The sequence below is a fragment of the Sphingomonas sp. PAMC 26605 genome, assembly GCF_000241485.1.
Classification (GTDB): Bacteria; Pseudomonadota; Alphaproteobacteria; order Sphingomonadales; family Sphingomonadaceae; genus Sphingomonas.
The window spans coordinates 309,528-327,165 of sequence record NZ_JH584241.1; the positions used below are offsets into that span (position 1 = coordinate 309,528).

At 64.4% G+C, this 17,638-nt stretch carries 12 protein-coding genes and 1 pseudogene; 7 read left to right on the plus strand and 6 right to left on the minus strand.

Annotated elements, in window-relative coordinates:
* Positions 1 to 69: 69 nt before the first annotated feature.
* The 6 genes and pseudogenes from RH90_RS01475 to RH90_RS01495 all read left to right on the plus strand — a co-directional run bounded on the left by RH90_RS01475 (position 70) and on the right by RH90_RS01495 (position 10,352).
* Positions 70 to 3,093, plus strand: coding sequence for a TonB-dependent receptor (locus RH90_RS01475; RefSeq protein ID WP_010183428.1), 3,024 nt, complete (start codon positions 70 to 72; stop codon positions 3,091 to 3,093).
* A gap of 86 nt (positions 3,094 to 3,179) precedes the next feature.
* Positions 3,180 to 4,238, plus strand: a complete 1,059-nt coding sequence (locus RH90_RS01480; protein WP_010183429.1) for a glycoside hydrolase family 43 protein — start codon at positions 3,180 to 3,182, stop codon at positions 4,236 to 4,238.
* The gene (locus RH90_RS01485) at positions 4,235 to 6,592 is read left to right on the plus strand and encodes a GH92 family glycosyl hydrolase (RefSeq protein WP_010183430.1); all 2,358 of its coding nucleotides are present in this window, start codon (positions 4,235 to 4,237) and stop codon (positions 6,590 to 6,592) included. Before RH90_RS01480 ends, RH90_RS01485 begins: the two co-directional genes overlap by 4 nt.
* Positions 6,589 to 7,575: a glycoside hydrolase family 125 protein gene (locus RH90_RS01490; RefSeq protein ID WP_010183432.1), complete on the plus strand. Its 987-nt coding sequence runs from the start codon at positions 6,589 to 6,591 to the stop codon at positions 7,573 to 7,575. The genes RH90_RS01485 and RH90_RS01490 overlap by 4 nt, the downstream gene beginning before the upstream one ends.
* Complete coding sequence (locus RH90_RS24725; protein ID WP_442852460.1) at positions 7,538 to 8,017, plus strand: glycoside hydrolase family 125 protein; 480 nt, start codon at positions 7,538 to 7,540, stop codon at positions 8,015 to 8,017. The genes RH90_RS01490 and RH90_RS24725 overlap by 38 nt, the downstream gene beginning before the upstream one ends.
* Positions 8,018 to 8,037: 20 nt before the next feature.
* A pseudogene (locus tag RH90_RS01495) lies at positions 8,038 to 10,352 on the plus strand (GH92 family glycosyl hydrolase).
* On the opposite strand, the gene RH90_RS01500 reads toward RH90_RS01495, so the two are convergent.
* Together RH90_RS01500 and RH90_RS01505 are read right to left on the minus strand one after the other, a co-directional pair.
* On the minus strand, positions 10,349 to 11,575 hold the full coding sequence (locus RH90_RS01500; RefSeq protein ID WP_010183439.1) for an ROK family transcriptional regulator: 1,227 nt from the start codon (positions 11,573 to 11,575) through the stop codon (positions 10,349 to 10,351). The pseudogene RH90_RS01495 and the gene RH90_RS01500 sit on opposite strands and share 4 nt — an antisense overlap.
* A 44-nt stretch (positions 11,576 to 11,619) precedes the next feature.
* On the minus strand, positions 11,620 to 12,549 hold the full coding sequence (locus RH90_RS01505) for an MFS transporter (RefSeq protein WP_010183440.1): 930 nt from the start codon (positions 12,547 to 12,549) through the stop codon (positions 11,620 to 11,622).
* Between the two features lie 175 nt (positions 12,550 to 12,724).
* Here RH90_RS01505 and RH90_RS01510 point away from each other — a divergent pair, with 175 nt between their 5' ends.
* Positions 12,725 to 13,612, plus strand: coding sequence for an ROK family protein (locus RH90_RS01510; protein ID WP_010183442.1), 888 nt, complete (start codon positions 12,725 to 12,727; stop codon positions 13,610 to 13,612).
* A gap of 480 nt (positions 13,613 to 14,092) precedes the next feature.
* On the opposite strand, the gene rpsU is transcribed toward RH90_RS01510, so the two are convergent.
* From rpsU to RH90_RS01525, 4 genes are all read right to left on the minus strand, one after another.
* Positions 14,093 to 14,293 carry a 30S ribosomal protein S21 gene (gene rpsU / locus RH90_RS22430; RefSeq protein WP_010160813.1) on the minus strand — a complete coding sequence of 67 codons (201 nt, stop codon included), beginning with the start codon at positions 14,291 to 14,293 and terminating at the stop codon, positions 14,093 to 14,095.
* A 204-nt stretch (positions 14,294 to 14,497) separates the two neighbouring features.
* Positions 14,498 to 15,502: a glycoside hydrolase family 43 protein gene (locus tag RH90_RS01515; protein WP_010183443.1), complete on the minus strand. Its 1,005-nt coding sequence runs from the start codon at positions 15,500 to 15,502 to the stop codon at positions 14,498 to 14,500.
* Positions 15,499 to 16,548: a hypothetical protein gene (locus RH90_RS01520; RefSeq protein WP_010183444.1), complete on the minus strand. Its 1,050-nt coding sequence runs from the start codon at positions 16,546 to 16,548 to the stop codon at positions 15,499 to 15,501. Before RH90_RS01520 ends, RH90_RS01515 begins: the two co-directional genes overlap by 4 nt.
* Before the next feature lie 69 nt (positions 16,549 to 16,617).
* Positions 16,618 to 17,562, minus strand: a complete 945-nt coding sequence (locus tag RH90_RS01525; protein WP_029624954.1) for a Gfo/Idh/MocA family protein — start codon at positions 17,560 to 17,562, stop codon at positions 16,618 to 16,620.
* Positions 17,563 to 17,638: the final 76 nt, after the last annotated feature.

The window sequence follows — 17,638 nt, forward strand, 5'->3', positions numbered from 1 at the left end:
CGCGGTCATCGCGCGGACGAGAAAAATAACCGATCGGGCACAGTCCGACGCTGGGAGAGGAACAGAAGTATGTCTCAGTTTACGAAGGCGCGACATGGTCGTGCACTGCGCCGCCTGCTCGGGTCGGTGAGCGCGGTGATCGTCTTTGGCGGCGTCGCACAGGCGCAGACCGCCCCCGCGCCGCCGCCCCCCGCTCCAACGACAAATGCGCCGCAGCCGGCGGCGCCGGCCGATGCCGGCCCGGCGCCCGCGCAGGACGCCGCCGGCGATTCGAGCAAGGACATCGTCGTCACCGGATATCGCCGCTCGATCGAGACCAGCTTGGCGCGCAAGCGCGACGCCAATGCGTTCATCGACGTGATCACCGCCGAAGACGTCGGCAAATTTCCCGACAAGAACGTCGCCGATTCGTTGCAGCGCGTGCCGGGCGTGGTGATCGAGCGCAGCGGTGGCGAGGGCAGTCGAGTCAGCATTCGCGGCTTGCAGTCGGACCTGACGCTGACCGAACTCAACGGCAACTTCATCGCTGGCGCCGACACCGGCGACCCATCCCGCTCGTTCAATTATCTGCTGCTCCCGTCGAACATGATCGGCAGCATCGACGTCTATAAGTCGCCCGAGGCGCGGCTCGACGAGGGGGGCGTCGGCGGTACGATTATCCTGCACACGCGCCGGCCGCTCGACTTGAAGCCTTGGTCCGGCTTCGTTTCGGCGGAAGGCACCGATTCCGACGTGACGCACAAGATCGAGCCGCAGGTGTCGGGCCAGCTGTCGTGGCACAACGCGTCGGGCACGCTCGGACTGCTGCTCGGCGGTACCTATCAGAAGCGCACCAATCGCGAGATGGATGGCTCGACCGAGAGCTGGCAGTGGTGGGCCGATGGTGGCCGCGGCGGCGGTAGGCCCGCCACCGACGTCAACGGCAAGACTTTCGCGAACGATGCCGCGGTCACCTATTGGTCGCAGAACCGCGGCGAGACGACCCAATCGGGGCAGCACTATAACGGCTATTGGGCGCCGCAGGCAGTCGACGAATCGATCGTCACGTCGCAGCGCGAGCGGATCGGCGCGCAAGCGACGCTCGAGTGGAAACCAGCCGATAACCTGCGCTTCACCGCCAATTATTTCCGCTTCCAGCTGAACAGCCAGACCACGTCGAACGTGCTGAAGATCCCCGAATGGGGTTATGATAATTTCTTCACCGGCGCCAAGTTCGACAAAAGCGGGACCGTCCTGCAGTCGGCGACCTTCCAAGTGCCGGCAGCGGGGACCGGCTGCCTGACCCAGACGCCGATCTGCACGATGGAAACCCCGCAGATTTCCGGCACCTATGCCAAAGAGAAAGATATTTCGAACACCTTCGACCTGCATGGCGACTGGTCGCATGACCGGATTTCCGCGTCGTTCATCGTCGGCAAGACGCGCTCGACCGGCGGTCCGTCGCAGCAATTCTATGTCGCAGCCAAGCCGCGCCTGACCGGGACCGTGACGCAGAACGGCAACAACCTCAGTTCGTACGATTTCAGCCGCGGCGGTCTGAACATGACCTTCTCGCCCGAACTCCAGCAAAACCTTATGAATGGCGTCGCGCAGATCGATACCGGGTCGACCGGCTCCGGCTTCACCAACAGTTCGATCGAGCAGAAATATGCGCAGGTCGACGTGACGCGCAAATTCGGTGGCGTCCTCGAATCGATCCAGGTCGGCGGCAAATGGCGCGACGGCAAGATCACGCGCGAGACGGGCGAGCTCGATTGGTACGCCAATCCGGCGACGCTGCTGCGTTTCCAGGACACGCCGCAGGGTGCGGTGGCGCAGCCATCGTTCTTCTACGGCCAGCCGATCGGCAATATTCCCGGCGGTTTCACGGCGAGCTCGTTTCCGGGGATCAACCTTCCCAACTATCTCACCTATCTCAACACCACCTACGGCAACGCGGTCAAAGTACCGCAGCCGCAGAATCTCTACCGGATCGACGAGCGGATTCTCGCCGGGTATATCGAGGCGAACTTCAAGGCGGGGCCAGTGCGTGGCAATGTCGGGTTGCGGATCGCCAACACCAAGCAGTCGGGCATATCGACCGACACCCTGTATCTCGAGAACGACTATTGCGTCGACGGGCCGGGCGGTCCCTTCTCGCCGGCGCCGCTCGGACCCGACGGCAATTGCCAGGTCATCCCGCAAAGCCAGCGCGAGTCCCGCATCTATGCGCCGGTGACCGAGTCCAAATCCTATACCGACGTGCTGCCGAGCCTCAACGTCTCGTGGGACGTGACGAGCAAGCTGCTGCTGCGCGGCGCGGTGTCGAAGGTCGTGGCGCGCCCGGCCTATAACGACCTGGCGTCCTCGCGGTCGCTGACCTTCCATTCGGACGCTTATACCTACGATCGTGCGCAGTTCGGCGAGCGATCGGGCTGGTCGGGCAGTGGCGGCAATTTCGACCTCAAGCCGTTTTCAGCCTGGGCCTACGACCTCGGCGCGGAATGGTATTTCCACCGCGGGTCGGTGATCGGCGCGGCCTTGTTCCGCAAGGACGTCAAAAACTTCGTCGTGCCGCTCGTGCTCGATCTGACGCAGACCGTGCAGGGGCAGAGCGTTGTCGTTCAGCAATATTCGACCCAGGCGAACGGAGCGAGCGCAGTGTCGGAAGGGGTCGAACTCTACGCCCAGCATACGCTCGATTTCGGGCTCGGGGCGCAGGTAAACTTCACCTACAACCACACGTCGACCGCCGATGTTTCGCTCAACGGCGTCAAGATCGGCACGTCGCCGCTGGTCGGCAGCGCCAAGACGCAGTGGAACGCGTCGGTGTTCTACGAGAAGCACGGCGTGCTGCTACGCGCGTCATACAATCGCAAGGGCGAGCAGGTCGGCGGGATCGTCTCGGGACTCAACGTCTATTCGTCGCCGTATGAACAAGTCGATCTCAACGCGCAGTACAACCTCACCGATCATATCTCGCTGACCGGCTCGGTGATCAACCTCACCAAGTCCGAACAGAGCGCGCATCTCGGCAACGATACGACCGCGCGCTATTATTCGAGCCAATATACCGGGCGCCGTTTCTATCTCGGCGCGCAATGGACCTTCTGAGATGGCGTGCCCCCCCGGACCACGCCGCGCGGCATCGTTCCCCCAGCGATGCCGCGCCTTTTTCTGGCTGGGGTGGTAAGCTGCCGATGCGTCTGACGGGATTGCTAGCGCTGGCGGTGGCGGCGGGTGTCACGCCCGCCGCTGCGCATAACCCGATCGTGCCGGGGTGGTATGCCGATCCGGAAGTGCGGGTGTTCGCCGGGCAATATTGGATCTACCCGACCTATTCGGACGATGTCGGCAAGCCCGACCTCTCGGCGCACTTCACTGCCGAGCAAGCGGTATTGCGCAAGCGGCATACGGTGCGGCCTTCCTATCTGCAGCAGACCTTCTTCGACGCCTTCTCGTCGCCCGATCTCGTCCACTGGTCCAAGCACCGCCATGTGCTCGACGTCGCCGGCGTGGCGTGGGCGGCCTATGCAATATGGGCGCCGTCGGCGATCGAGCGGAACGGACGCTATTATCTGTTCTTCGGCGCCAACGACATCCAAAGCGACGCCGAGCACGGCGGGATTGGCCTGGCCGTTGCCGACACGCCCGCGGGCCCGTTCAAGGATGCGCTCGGCAAGCCGTTGATCGGCGGCTTCCATAACGGCGCGCAACCGATCGACCCGTTCGTCTATCGCGACGACGATGGACAGGTGTATCTATATTATGGCGGCTGGAAGCATTGCAATGTGGTACGCCTAAGCGCGGACCTGCGCTCGGTGCTGCCGTTCGCCGACGGGACGACCTACAAGGAGATCACGCCGCCCGGCTATGTCGAGGGCTCGTTCCTGATCAAGCGCCAGGGCATCTATTATCTGATGTGGTCGGAAGGCGCATGGACCGGCTCCGACTATAGCGTCGCCTATGCGATGGGCGCGAGCCCGACCGGACCGTTCAAACCGATGGGCGAGATCCTCGCCGAGGATCCCAGGATCGCGCGCGGCGCGGGGCATCATTCTGTCGTCAACGTGCCAGGCACCGACGAATGGTACATCGTCTATCACCGCCGCCCGCTCGGCGACGCCAAGGGCGAGCATCGGCAGATCGCGATCGACCGGATGCGGTTCGCGCCCAACGGTGCGATCGAGCCCGTCATGCTGACCAATACGGGCGCCCCGCCGCGCTCGATCCATTTCGCCAAAGGAGACTTGCGTTGAAGACGCCCTTCCGGACATTGCTTGCGCTGGCTGTCAGCACCGCTTTGGTCGCCCCCGCACCGATGTTCGCGCAGGCGGCGCAACAAGGCGAATCACTGGCCGATCTGGTCAACCCGCTGATGGGCACCGACTCGAACCACGAGCTGTCGTACGGCAATACCTACCCGGCGGTTGCGGTGCCGTGGGGAATGAATTTCTGGTCGCCGGTTACCGGCAAGCCCGGCAGCGGCTGGGGCTATATGTACCATGATCCCAAGATCAACGGCATCAAACAGACGCACCAGCCGAGCCCGTGGATGAACGACTATGCGGCGTTCGCATTGTTCGCCGAGACCGGTCCGCTCAAGATCAAGGAAGACGAGCGCGCCAGCTGGTACAGCCACAAGGCCGAGCAAAGCCACCCGTACGACTACAAAGTCTATCTCGCCGATTACGATGTGACCGCGGAAGTGACGCCGACCAACCGCGCCGCGCAGTTCCGATTCACCTTCCCCAAGAGCGACGACGCGCACATCCTGCTCGACGGACTGGCGGGCGGGTCGATGGTCAAGATCGACGCGGCGACGCGCCGGATCACCGGCTATGTCCGCAACAATCACGGCGGCGTGCCCGACAATTTCCACAATTACTTCGTCGCGCAGTTCGACCATGATTTCACCGTCAGCCGCACGTGGGACGACAATTGGCAACTCGGGGCCGAGACGGTGCGCGAGGGGGGGCATGTCGGCGCGGTGGTCAGCTTCAAGACGCGCGACGGTGAGCAAGTCGGCGTCAAGGTCGCGTCGTCGTTCATCAGCGCGGATCAGGCCGAGCGCAATCTCGACAGCGAGATCGGCCGCGACAGCTTCGCCGTGACGCAGGCCAAGGCCAAGGCGGCGTGGGAGCAGGAACTCGGTCACATCCGAGTCAGCGACCCGAGCCTCGACAATCGCCGTACCTTCTATTCGGCAATGTACCGCATGTTGCTCTTCCCGCGCATGTTCCACGAGATCGATGCGCGCGGGAAGATCGTCCATTACAGCCCGTATGACGGCAAGGTTCATGACGGCCCGCTGTTCACCGACAACGGCTTTTGGGACACGTGGCGCGCGGTGTTCCCGTATTTCGCGCTGGTCCGTCCCGAGCTCGACGCGCAGATCATGCAGGGGCTGGCCAACGCCTATAAGGAGGGCGGCTGGCTGCCCGAATGGATGAGCCCGGGGCAGCGCGACGTGATGATCGGGTCGAACTCGGCCAACATCATCGCCGATGCCTATCTCAACGGCGTTCGTGGCTTCGACGTCGCGACATTGTACGAGGCGATGGTCAAGAACGCGACCAGTTCGCAGGGCCGACCGACCGACAAGCAGGGCCATGTGCTAAGCGCGGTCGGGCGCGAGGGCGTCGAATGGTATAACAAGCTCGGCTACGTCCCCTACGATGTCGGCATCAACGAGAATGCCGCGCGCACGCTCGAATATGCCACCGCGGATTTCTCGCTCTCGCGGCTCGCCGCCGCACTCGGCAAGACCGACGATGCGAAGAAATACGCCGCGCAGGCGCAGAATTACCGCAAGCTCTACGACACGCAGTCGGGCTGGATGCGTGGCCGCAACAAGGATGGCAGCTGGATGCAGCCGTTCAATCCCTATGCCTGGGGCGATGCCTTCACCGAGGGCAATGCCCTGCATTACAGCTTCTCGGTGATGCAGGACGTGCGGGGCTTGATCGACCTGCAGGGCGGCGACCGCAAATTCACCGACAAGCTCGACTCGATCTTCACGCTGCCGCCGGTATTCGACGACAGCTATTACGGCTCGGTGATCCATGAGACGCGCGAGATGCAGATCGTCAACATGGGGCAATATGCGCACGGCAATCAGCCGATCCAGCACATGATCTACCTTTACGATTGGGCCGGCCAGCCGTGGAAGACGCAAGCGCATGCCCGTGACGTGATGGCCAAGCTCTATTCGGCAACACCCGACGGCTATCCCGGCGACGAGGACAATGGCCAGACTTCCGCGTGGTACGTCTTTTCGGCACTGGGCTTCTATCCGGTGACGCCCAGCGTCGGGCAATATGCGATCGGCAGCCCGCTGTTCCGCTCGGTGCGCGTGACGATGCCGGGTGGCAAGGTGCTGACGATCGAGGCGGCCAACAACGACGCCAAGAATGTCTATATCCAATCGGCGACCTTCAACGGCCAGCGCTACGACAAGCCGTGGCTGTCGCGCGAGGCGTTGCAGGCGGGCGGCACGCTGCGCTTCGTGATGGGGCCGACGCCGAACACGCGCTGGGCGACCGCCAAGGCCGACGCGCCCTTCTCGATGAGCGCGGCGGTCGGTAAAGGACACGAGGAGCAAGCAGAATGAATCGTCGCGATCTTATCGCCGGCGCAGGGGCACTTACCGTTGCCGCAGCATTGCCAGCGCGGGCGTTGGCAGCGGGCGCGCACGTATCGCAACGGCCGGCGGCCGGTGCGCGCCGTTTCACCAGCAAGGCGGTCGAGGCAGAGATCAAGGCAGTCAAGGCGCGGATCGCCGATCCCGAACTCGCCTGGATGTTCGAGAATTGCTACCCCAACACGCTCGACACCACGGTCAAGCTGTCGATGATCGACGGCAAGCCCGACGCCTTCGTCATCACCGGCGATATCGACGCGTTGTGGCTACGCGACAGTTCGGCGCAGATGCAGACCTATCTCCATCTCGCCGCCAGGGATGTCGATCTGCGCCGCGTCTACCATGGGCTGATCCAGCGGCAGGCACGCTGCATCCAGATCGATCCCTACGCCAACGCCTTCATGGAAGATCCGAACGCCAAGTCGAGTTTGCCCGCGATTGCCGACCAGACCGAGATGAAGCCCGGCGTTGCCGAGCGGAAGTGGGAGGTCGATTCGCTCTGCTACCCGATGCGGCTGGCGCACGGCTATTGGAGTGCGACGCGTGACAAGGCGCCGTTCGATTCATTGTGGGCGCAAGGCATGGCGCGCGCGGTTGCGACGTTCCGCGAACAGCAGCGCAAGGACGGGCCTGGGCCGTATCGCTTCCAGCGCGTCGACAAATCGCCGACCGAGACGCTGATGCTCGACGGTTACGGCGCACCGACGCGCAAGGTCGGGCTGATCCATTCGATGTTCCGGCCGTCGGACGATGCCACCGTGCTCCCGTTTCTCATCCCGTCCAATCTGTTCGCGGTGTCGGCACTGCGGATGTTGGCGAGGGTCCACCACGAGGCCCGGGCCGATACCGCGGCGGCGCGCGACTGTCTTGGCGCTCGCCGCCGAGGTCGAGGCGGCGCTCGCGTCGCACGGCACGATGTCCGACGGGCAGGGCGGCACGGTGTGGGCATATGAAGCGGACGGGTTCGGCAATACGATCTTCATGGACGACGCCAATGTGCCGAGCCTGTGCGGGCTGGCCTTGCTCGGCGCCGCGGATCGCAACGACCCGCTGTTTCGCCGCTCCGCGGACTTGGCGTGGAGCCCGCGCAACCCGTTCTTCTTCAAAGGCAAAGCAGCGAAGGGGATCGGCGGGCCGCATGTCGGCATGAACCAGATCTGGCCGATGTCGATCATGGTCCACGCGCGCAACAGCGACGACGATGCGGTCGTTCGCCAATGCCTGCGCTGGCTCAAGCAGACGCATGCCGGGACGGGCTTCATGCACGAGAGCTTCGACAAGGACGATCCCGCGACGTTCACGCGGACATGGTTCGCCTGGGCCAATGGCCTGTTCGGCGAACTGATCCTCGACACTCTGAGACGTAAGCCGGCGCTGCTCGCCGCGCGGTTTTGATCCCCTTTCGGAGCGCACGCATGCTCACTGCAAATCGCCGCGAAATGCTCGGTGGGGTCGGGCTCGCCGCGTTGAGCGCGGCCACGCCGGGCAAGGCGGCAATAGCCCCCGCGGCGGGTACGCCCGACCTGTTCGTCGGGACCGGCGGACACGGCCATACCTATCCCGGCGCGGCATTGCCGTTTGGCATGGTGCAACTCGGGCCCGATACCGACAACGCGCGATGGGACGCTTGCTCGGGCTACCATCGGAGCGACGGCTCGATCATGGGCTTTTCGCATACCCATCTGTCGGGCACCGGCATCGGCGACATGCTTGACGTGTTGGTGGTACCGGCGCGCGGGGCGTTGCAACTCGAGCCGGGATCGCTCGATCACCCCGAACACGGGTATCGCCAGCGTTTCACCGACGAGTTCGCCGAGCCCGGTTATTACCGTGTCCGGCTCGAGAATGGCGTGCAGGCCGAGCTGACCGTGACCGAGCGGACGGGGTTGCACCGCTATCGTTTCCCCGCCGGTGCGGGACACATATTGATCGATTTCGCCCACATGATGGTCGATACGTGGGACAAGGGCGTGGTGCTCGACGCCGCGTCGCTGACGCTCGAAGCGGACGGCCTGCTGACCGGCAGCCGGCGCGTGCATCGCTGGGCGAAAGGCCGTCGCATCCATTTCGCGATGCGGTTGTCGCGCAAGCCCGATCGCGTGCAGTTTTTCGTGGACGGCACGGCCCCGTCGACCGCCGGAACGCTGCAGGTTGCCGGCACCCGATTGAAAATCGCGCTGTTCTTCGACGAGGCCGGGGGCGAGCCGATCCTGATCAAGACCGGGATATCCGCAGTCGATGTCGCTGGCCAAAGGCCGCGCTGGCAGCGGAAGCGCCGGGCTGGGCGTTCGACACCGCGCGCCGTTCCACCCGCGCGCGGTGGGCGAAGGAATTGGCGTGCGTCCGTGTCGAGGGCGGCACCGCGGCGCAGCGCACGATCCTGTCGAGTGCGCTCTATCATTGCCTGCTTGCGCCGACGCTCTTTACCGATCGCGACGGGCGCTATGTCGGGATGGACCGCGCTGTCCACCAGGCGCCGGCCGACGCACCGGCGTTTAGCACCTATTCGCTGTGGGATACATATCGCGCGCTGCATCCGCTGCTCACGCTGGTTCGGCCCGAGCGCGCGGCGTTGTTCACCCGCGACTTGATCCGGCAGACGCAGCAAAGTCCTTACGGCCCGCCGGTGTGGCAGTTGCAGGGCGTCGAGACGGGCACGATGATCGGCTGGCACTCGGTGGCCGTACTTGCCGAAGCGCGTGCCAAGGGGATCGCTGCGGATTATGCCGCCGCCTGGCCCAACATCCGCCGCCGCGCCTTCGATCGCAATTTTGCCGACAGCGATGCCTCGCTCGGTCGCGGCTATTATCACGACCTCGGCTATGTGCCGGCTGACAAGATCTGGGAGTCGGTAAGCCGCACGCAGGAATATGCCTATGACGATTGGGCGATGGCGGTGCTGGCCGACGCGGCGGGCGCGAAGGACGACGCCGTGGCACTCCGCCGACGCAGCCGCAACTATCGCAACGTGCTCGATCCAAAGATCGGCTTTGCGCGCCCGAAATACGCCGATGGAAGCTGGTGGACGCCGTACGATCCGATCCAGCTCGGCCATACCGACGCATATCGCGATTATACCGAGACCAATGGCTGGCAAGCGACCTTCCTCAACCAGCACGATGTCTATGGGTTGATCGAATGGTTCGGCGGTGACGCCGCGTTCGAGGGCAAGCTTGACGCGCTGTTCAGCGCGCCGTCGACGCTCCCGAACAACGCACCGCCCGACATTAGCGGCCTGCTCGGCCAATATGCGCATGGCAACGAGCCCGACCAGCACGCGGCCTATCTCTATGCCTTTGTCGGCGCGCCGTGGAAGACGCAGGCGCTGGTGCGGCGCTTGCTGACCGAGATGTACAAGCACGATCCCGACGGGGTGATCGGCAATGACGATTGCGGGCAAATGAGCGCGTGGTTCGTGCTCAGCGCGCTCGGTTTCTATCCGGTCGATCCGGTCAGCGCGGTCTATGTGTTGGGATCACCGCTGTTCGACCGCGCCGAGATCGATGTCGGCCACGGAAAGACCTTGCATGTCCTCGCCCGCGGTAACGCTGCCGATCGGCCCTATGTCCACTCGGTGACGTGGAACGGCAAGCCTTGGACGCGCAATTGGATCTCGCATGCCGAATTGGCGCGTGGTGGCACGCTTCTGTTCGAAATGGGCGCAGTGCCGTCGCGCTTCGGCAGCGCCAAGGCGGATCGGCCGCCCTCGTTCGGCCACGACGCAGTCTAGGCTGGCTCGTCGACCCCGTCGGGATGCCCTTGCGCCTTCCACAAAGCGCCGGGCTTGGGCAGCAGGAAGTGGCTGAACGGGAGGATCGCAGCACCAACCGCCGGCGCGTCGGCCGAGAGCGCGGCGCGTCGGACGGGCGCGACCGAGGGAAGCAGCGCGGCACGCTGGCGCATCAGCGCATCGGTGCGCGCCGCCAGCGCATCGAGTTCCGGCGTCGGCAGGCGCCCCCCGAGCAGGATCACGCCCGGGTTGACCAGGCAGTTGATCGCGTCGATCGGGACGGTCAGTTGATGCGCCGCGCGTTCGATCCAGTCGGTGACGCAGGCGGACAAGCCCGGCTCGGCCGCGCCCTGCATGACGGCGGCCAGGGCATAGCCTTTCTCCTCGAGACTGCGCGCAAGACCAGAAAGCGAAACGAAGGTCTGGATCTGCTCGCCGGGCGTGGCGTCATGCTGGGGCGAGCGCATGAACCCGAGCTCGCCGCTGCGTCCGTTCGCACCGCGGATATAGGTGCCGTCGATCACCAACCCGCCACCGAGGCCGGACGACAACAGGATATAGAAGAAGCTGTTGTTGCTTTGCCCGTGACCGAGCTGCATCTCGCCCATTGCGGCAGCGGCGGCATCGTTTTCGACGAACACCGGCAGGGTGAAGGGTTGCTCGAACAGGCTGGCGATCTCGACCTCGTCCCACGCCGAATAATTCGCCGGCCGGCCTGGCAGATCGACCAGGCCAAGATCGTCAGGCACAGCAACGCCAAGACCGACGATCTTCGCGATATCGACATTGGCCTTGCGCAGCATCGTGCGGATCGACCGGCGATAGAGCGCACGCACTTGATCGGGTAGCGCGAAGTCGACGTCTTCGGTGACGCGCGCGAGCGTCTCGCCCGAGAAATCGACCAGCACGATCGTGATATGATCGCGATCGATGTTGACGCCGATCGAATAGCAAGCGTCGCGCTTGACCACCAATTTGGTCGGCGGCTGGCCGCGGCCGCCGCGGCGTTGCCCGGCCTCCTCGATCAGTCCGTCCTGCAGCAGGCGTTTGGTGATGTTGGCGATCGCCGGGCCGGTGAGTCCCGTGATGCGCGCCAGCTCGACCCGCGTCAGTGGGCTCATCACGCGGATGGCATGGAGCGTCACGCGCTGATTGTGATCCGCTGCGCGTTCGAGGTTGGTGCCCGATAGGCGCGGGCGTTCGTGTGACGCTCGGCCGGTCATGCGCGGCGGGTCTTGATCGTCATGGCTGTGTTCATCGGGCCTTCTCACTTCATTTCGATCAGCGCTTCGAGCTGCTCTAGCGGGACTCCGCGCGCTTCGGGGAAATACCGCCATGTTACAAAAAATTGCACGACCATCGCCGCGGCGAACAGCCAGAACGGCAAAGCTTGGGTATAGTGTGCCACGATGGGAAAGGCGAAAGCGAGCAGCGCGTTCATCCCGCAATGCGTCGCGCTGCCGATCACCTGGCCCCACGCGCACACCGCCGTCGGAAATATTTCGGAGAGACTGACCCAGATCACCGCGCCTTGCGAGATCGCGAAGAACAGAATGCACACTATCAACGCGGGCAGGAGCAGGGTTTCGCCGCGACCAATCGCCAGCAGGATCGGGCGGCGATCGACCCGCCATTGCAAGCGCGCCGGATCCGAGGTGCGCGTTGCGAATTCGGCGAGCAAGCGGTCGGGGTCGCCGATCGCCCTGCGCGCCTCGGCCGCTCTACCCTTTTGCGCGAGCCAGCGGCGGCCGTCCGGAATGCGCAGCAGCTTGACGAAAAAGACGATAGCCGGCAGCGCGGCGATTGCCAGCTTGAGTCGCCACGCGGCGTCGCCATCGAACATGCGGGCGACCGTAAAATTGCTGACATAGGCCGTGAGAATCGCGGCCACTACGCTCAGCTGGAACAAGCCGACCATCCGGCCGCGGCGTTCTGGCGGGCTGACCGCGGCGATGCCGACGGGCGCAAGCACCGACAAGCCACCTATCGCCAAGCCGCCGACGAAGCGAAACGCGATCAGCATCGCCAGACCGTCGCTCGCGGCTGAACCGACCGCCGACACCATATAAGCAAACACGATCCAGATTAGCACGGCGCGGCTACCATAGCGATCGTCTGGAGCGCCGGCGCCGAGCGCGCCGATCAGGGTCCCGACCAAGGCCGCCGCGACCGCCGCACCGGCTCGCGCCTGCATCATTCCATCTCCCGACTTATTGAATTATCTAAATTGGAATATTAAAGCCGGGAGGCGGTCTGGCAAGCGGCATATCGCTGATCGCGGCAGGCGAGGTTTAGGAGGAAAATACCATGCTATGCGGCACTCCGATACCGGCGCGGACAGGGTGGTGACGTTAGGTCGAAATGGTTCGTCGTTGCACGCCGGCGTCGAACTCGGCGGCACCAAATGCGTCTGCACTTTGGCGCACGGGTCGGGCGCGATCGTCGAGCAAAAGATCGTTCCGACCAGGCAACCCGAAGAAACGCTGCCCGCCATCTTGGCGATCCTGCAAGCATGGTATCGCGAGCATCGCTTTGCGGCCTTGGGCGTAGCGTCGTTCGGGCCGCTCGAGTTTGATCCAGCATCGTCGCGATATGGTCAGATCCTCGCGACGACCAAGGCGGGATGGGCGGGCACGGACGTGCGCGGTCGGCTTTCCGCGCCATTCGACGTCCCGATCGGCTTCGACACCGACGTGAATGGCGCCGCGCTCGCCGAAATGGCGTGGGGGTGCGCGCAGGGTATTTCGGACTTTGCCTATGTCACCGTCGGCACCGGCGTTGGTGTCGGCTTGATCGTGCATGGGCTGCCGACCCGCGGCATCGGGCATAGCGAGTTAGGGCACATTCGTGTGCCGCGCCTCGCCAATGACGATCAGCCGAGCGTCTGTCGTTTTCATGACGATTGCGTCGAAGGCCTTGCTTCGGGATCGGCGCTAGCGCTGCGGCTTGGCGAGCGCCGGGCCGGCGATGTCGCGCGCGACGATCCGATATGGGAGCCGGTCGTGCATACTCTGGCGGCGCTGTGCCACGCGATCGTCTGTGCGACCGGGCCACACCGCATCGCCATCGGGGGCGGAGTCCTTGTCGGGCAACCGCATCTCCTCGCCCGGATCGAGGCCGGCCTCACGGCAAGTCTGAACGGGTACATGGCGTTACCGGCCGGTGCCGCATACGTGGTGGCACCAGCGCTTGGTGACAAGGCAGGTCCGTTAGGGGCGATTGCGCTTGCGGCGCAAGCGCCTCCAAGAGCGCGACAGTGAAAAGGGTTCGAACGAAAATTTGGGTGAGCCGTATCTATTGGGACTAAGCCGGCTGCCCAAGAATCGGTCCGGCGGCATTGACGCGGACAAGCACCAATACGGCTCGAAGACCGACAGATGAGCCAGGGGAATCTGGGGGGACGATCATGCGGTCCACTCGGCGCACTTGCGCACCCGGCCGTCGTCGGGTCGCCGCCCGATCATGGCTATAGGCCCACGACGCCATCGACCTCGTCAAGCTGCGTAATCGACCCCGGGAAGGAGCGTAATTGTTGGCAGTTGACGGCATCGGCCGGGTCGCTGCAACGCACGCGTCCGCAAGCTGGGTCGCCGACCACGCGCATCATCCGATCGTCAAGCGCGCCGTCGGGCTACGAGCGTACGATCAGCCTTAGCGAAGTTTGCATCGCTCAGCGTAAGGGAGAGCGATCGCTGCTGACCTTTATTCGGTGCGGCCGTCCCGGGCGGCACGAGGGCTGATCAGCCGTCCTTCTCGGCGCGCTTGCGATCAGCCTTTTTCGCTCGACGGATGGCCGCGGCATGCTGACGGGCACGCTTCTCCGAGGGCTTCTCATAGTGTTTCCGGAGCTTCAGTTCGCGATAGACTCCTTCGCGCTGCAGCTTCTTCTTCAGAACGCGGAGTGCCTGGTCCACATTGTTGTCGCGTACGATAATCTGCATGCTGGCCTTCTCAAGGGTGTCGTCTAGCGCCGAAGACGCAATGCGCTCTAAGGTCCGGGACCCCGCAAGCCAAGACCCCGATGTACCGGATCGGTGCCTATCATCAAGATGTGAACGCTCGACGCTGTCGATAGCGAATGCGGGTCGAGCCTGCACCGCCCGTCTTCAACGACCAGGGCAACACGGCGGAAGGGAGCGACCAGCTCAGCGCGGGGGGGCGAAGATCGGCGTTCCTTGCGCGGACCAACTGACGCGTTGGATCCGGGGCGCGCGTTTCGCCGTGCACTTCATGTCGGGCGCGGGATTGGCATGATAGACGATCCAGGTCTCGCGTCCGCCGGCGGCGGTGAAGAAGCCATTATGCCCCGGCGCGTAGATCCCCGCGGCAGGGGCCTTCGCCACCACCGGGCGGGGCGCCTTGCGCCAGACCGCGGGATCGAGCGGATCGCTCCCGCTCGGGGCACTGAGCAAGCCGATTGCGTAATCGTCCGACCAGCACGCGCTGGCGGAGTAGCTCAGGAACAGATCGCCTTTCGGCCCGGCCAGAAATTCGGGCCCCTCGAGGATCTGCCGTCCGCCCCGGCGCTCCCAGTCGCGATCGGGGCGCGCGATGATGCTTTCGGCCCCGACCAACGTCCAAGGATTGGCCATTTCGACGATTGCGAGGTCGCTGTCGGGCCCGACATAAGGCGAATAGACGAAATAGCGCTTGCCGCCATGGCTGAAGGTGGTGCCATCGATGCCCGGGTGCGCCGTCGTCAGGCGGCCGCGGTCGATCCATGTCCCGCGCATCGGGTCGGCGCCGCTATTCTCCAAGACGAAGATGCCGCGATGCGCATCGTCGTCATGTCCGCTCTCGGCGGCGGTATAATAGATGTACCAGGCGCTGCCGATCCGGTGCAGTTCTGGCGCCCAGATCGATTGCGCGTTCGGGCCGGTCTTGGGCGGCGTCCACACGGTGACTTCCGGCGCGTCCGCCAGTCGCGCAAGGTCCCTGGTCTTGCGGATCGCCAGGCGGTCGCCGAGCGTGTTCATGTAGAAATAGGTCTTGCCTTGCCGGACGATCCACGGATCGGGTCCCGAGGGCAGCAGCGGATTGGTGATCTCCGTTGCGGCGCCGCGGGCCTCGGCGGCCGTCATGGGCGGAGCCAGCGCCGCCAGCCCGGCGATGCTCAGCAGCGCGGGCGCGCGGATCCGACCCACGGTCATTTGTCCGGGAATGCGGCGACGATCGCGTCATATTGCGCGCGCGAAATGCCGATCATCGATCCGTGGCGCAGCCCGGCGGGCATCTCGTAGCGATTCCATTCGGGCACGCCGCTATTGCCCGACACCTGGAACCACGGCCCGGCAAGCTTCGGTGCCATCGACAGGCCGTAGCTGGTCCCGGCATATTGCTCGTAATACAGCATCCACTCCTTGCCACTCGGCGCGCGGATCAGCGTCGGCGCCTCGCGGAAATTGGGGCTGAGCGGGGGGCCGGGAAGCGGATAGGGGCCGAGCAGCTTTGCTGCGCAGCTCATTCGTACCGTCTTGCCGGTGGTCCATGCGTAGGACGGGTAGCGTTCGTCCTTGATGATCGCGCAATAGCCGCCCTTGGCATCGTCGTTCGGCGTGATGATCGTGTCGATCGTCGCCATGTTCCAGGCGAACAGCCGGCGTGGCGGGGCGGCGAAAGTCTTGAGGTCCTTCGACTGGACGTACAGCGTACGCTGGCTGCCCCAATAGCGTTCGGGATCTTCCTTTGAGCCCTCGAGGCTCGGGGTGTGCCAGGTCAGCAGGAACTGGCCCGACGGCTTGTCGAAGAACAGCTTCGGTGCTCCGATCCGCTGCAGCGGGTGCGGATAGTCGGGGATCGCCTGCAAGTCCGGTTGATAGGTGCCATAAGGCGTCCAGCGCACCAGATCGTCCGATACCCAGAAGCGGATCAGGGGATCATCGTCGCCCTTGTTGCCGACGAGATAATAGCGCCCGTCGCCGCCTCGTGCCACCGAGGCATGGCCGTGATAGTCGGCCGAGACGGGCTTGCCGGCATTGACCTGCCGCCAGTGCAGCCCGTCGAGGCTGACCGAATAATACAGGACGCCGTAGCGTTCCTTGGTCATGTGGAGAAAGAGATAGGCCTTTGCCGGATCGACATAGGGGGTGACCGGCCCGCCCGGAGCGACCTGGGCGCCCACCCCGCTGCCGGAGACCGCGGCCAAGGCCAGACCTACGCCCAACCCGGCGCGCACGATCGTTCGAACCAGACGCATCGCTCCAACTCCCTTTTCTATCTTTAAATCATACAAATACGATTATATCCTTCGTGTCTAGCACGTTCGTCAGAAATCGAACGGCTGGGCGCGCTCCTGGCGCGATACGAGAAAGGCGTCCGCGACGAGTTGCAGCGGACGCAGATCGACGTCGCTTTGCCCGGCGCGGACAAGCGCAGCGAAGCGGTCGTAGAGGCGCGGATATTCGCCAGCGTCGGCGCCGAGGGCTATCTCGGCCTTATCGATGAAGAGGCGCTTGCCGCCTTCGGTGAGGTGAAGCGTACCGCCGGTCGTCTCGACCGTGATGGTCCAGCTTTGGGCGCCCGTTTGGAGGAAATCGAGATCGAGCAGCACCGGCGCGTCGTTGGTCAGGCGCAGCGCGATCTGCGCGGCGATCGGGGACGCGCGATTGGCGGGGACGAAGATCGTACCGCTCTCGACGATGAGATCGTGCGGCATGATCGCGGTCGCGATCGACACGGCGTTGATACCGGGATCGAACACGCCGAAGCCGCCCGCCGCAAGGATCCACTCCTGTCCGGGATGCCAGACGCGAATGTCTTCACGCCAGTGGATCGCGACGTGTGTCACGGTGCGCCGTGCGAGCCAGTCGCGGGCCGCATCCACGCCCGCGGCTTCGCGCGAATGCCAGCTGGCAAAGAGGGTCACCCCCCGTTCGGCGGCGAACCTGCGCACCGCAGCCACCTCGCTCACCGTCGCGCCGGGTGGCTTTTCGATCATCACATGCTTGCCCGCCGCGATCGCCGCGCGGGCGATACGATCACGACCATCGGGCGGCGTGCAGATCGACACCATATCGAGCGGGGGGCCGTCGGCGAGCATCGCTTCGATGCTTGCGAAATTGGGCTGGCCGTCGAGCGCGGCATGGCGGCTCGCGGCGGCGACCAGGACGAAGTCATCGGAAGCGGCGATTGCCGGAAGGTGCTGGTCGCGCGCGATCTTGCCCACGCCGACAATACCGAGCCGCCACGGTTCTGCTCTAGGAGGTGTCATCTTATGAACCGATCTCGCGGGATTCGCTCGGCAGCCGCATCATCTCTCTCCGCGATTTTTCTTTTATCCGATAAAT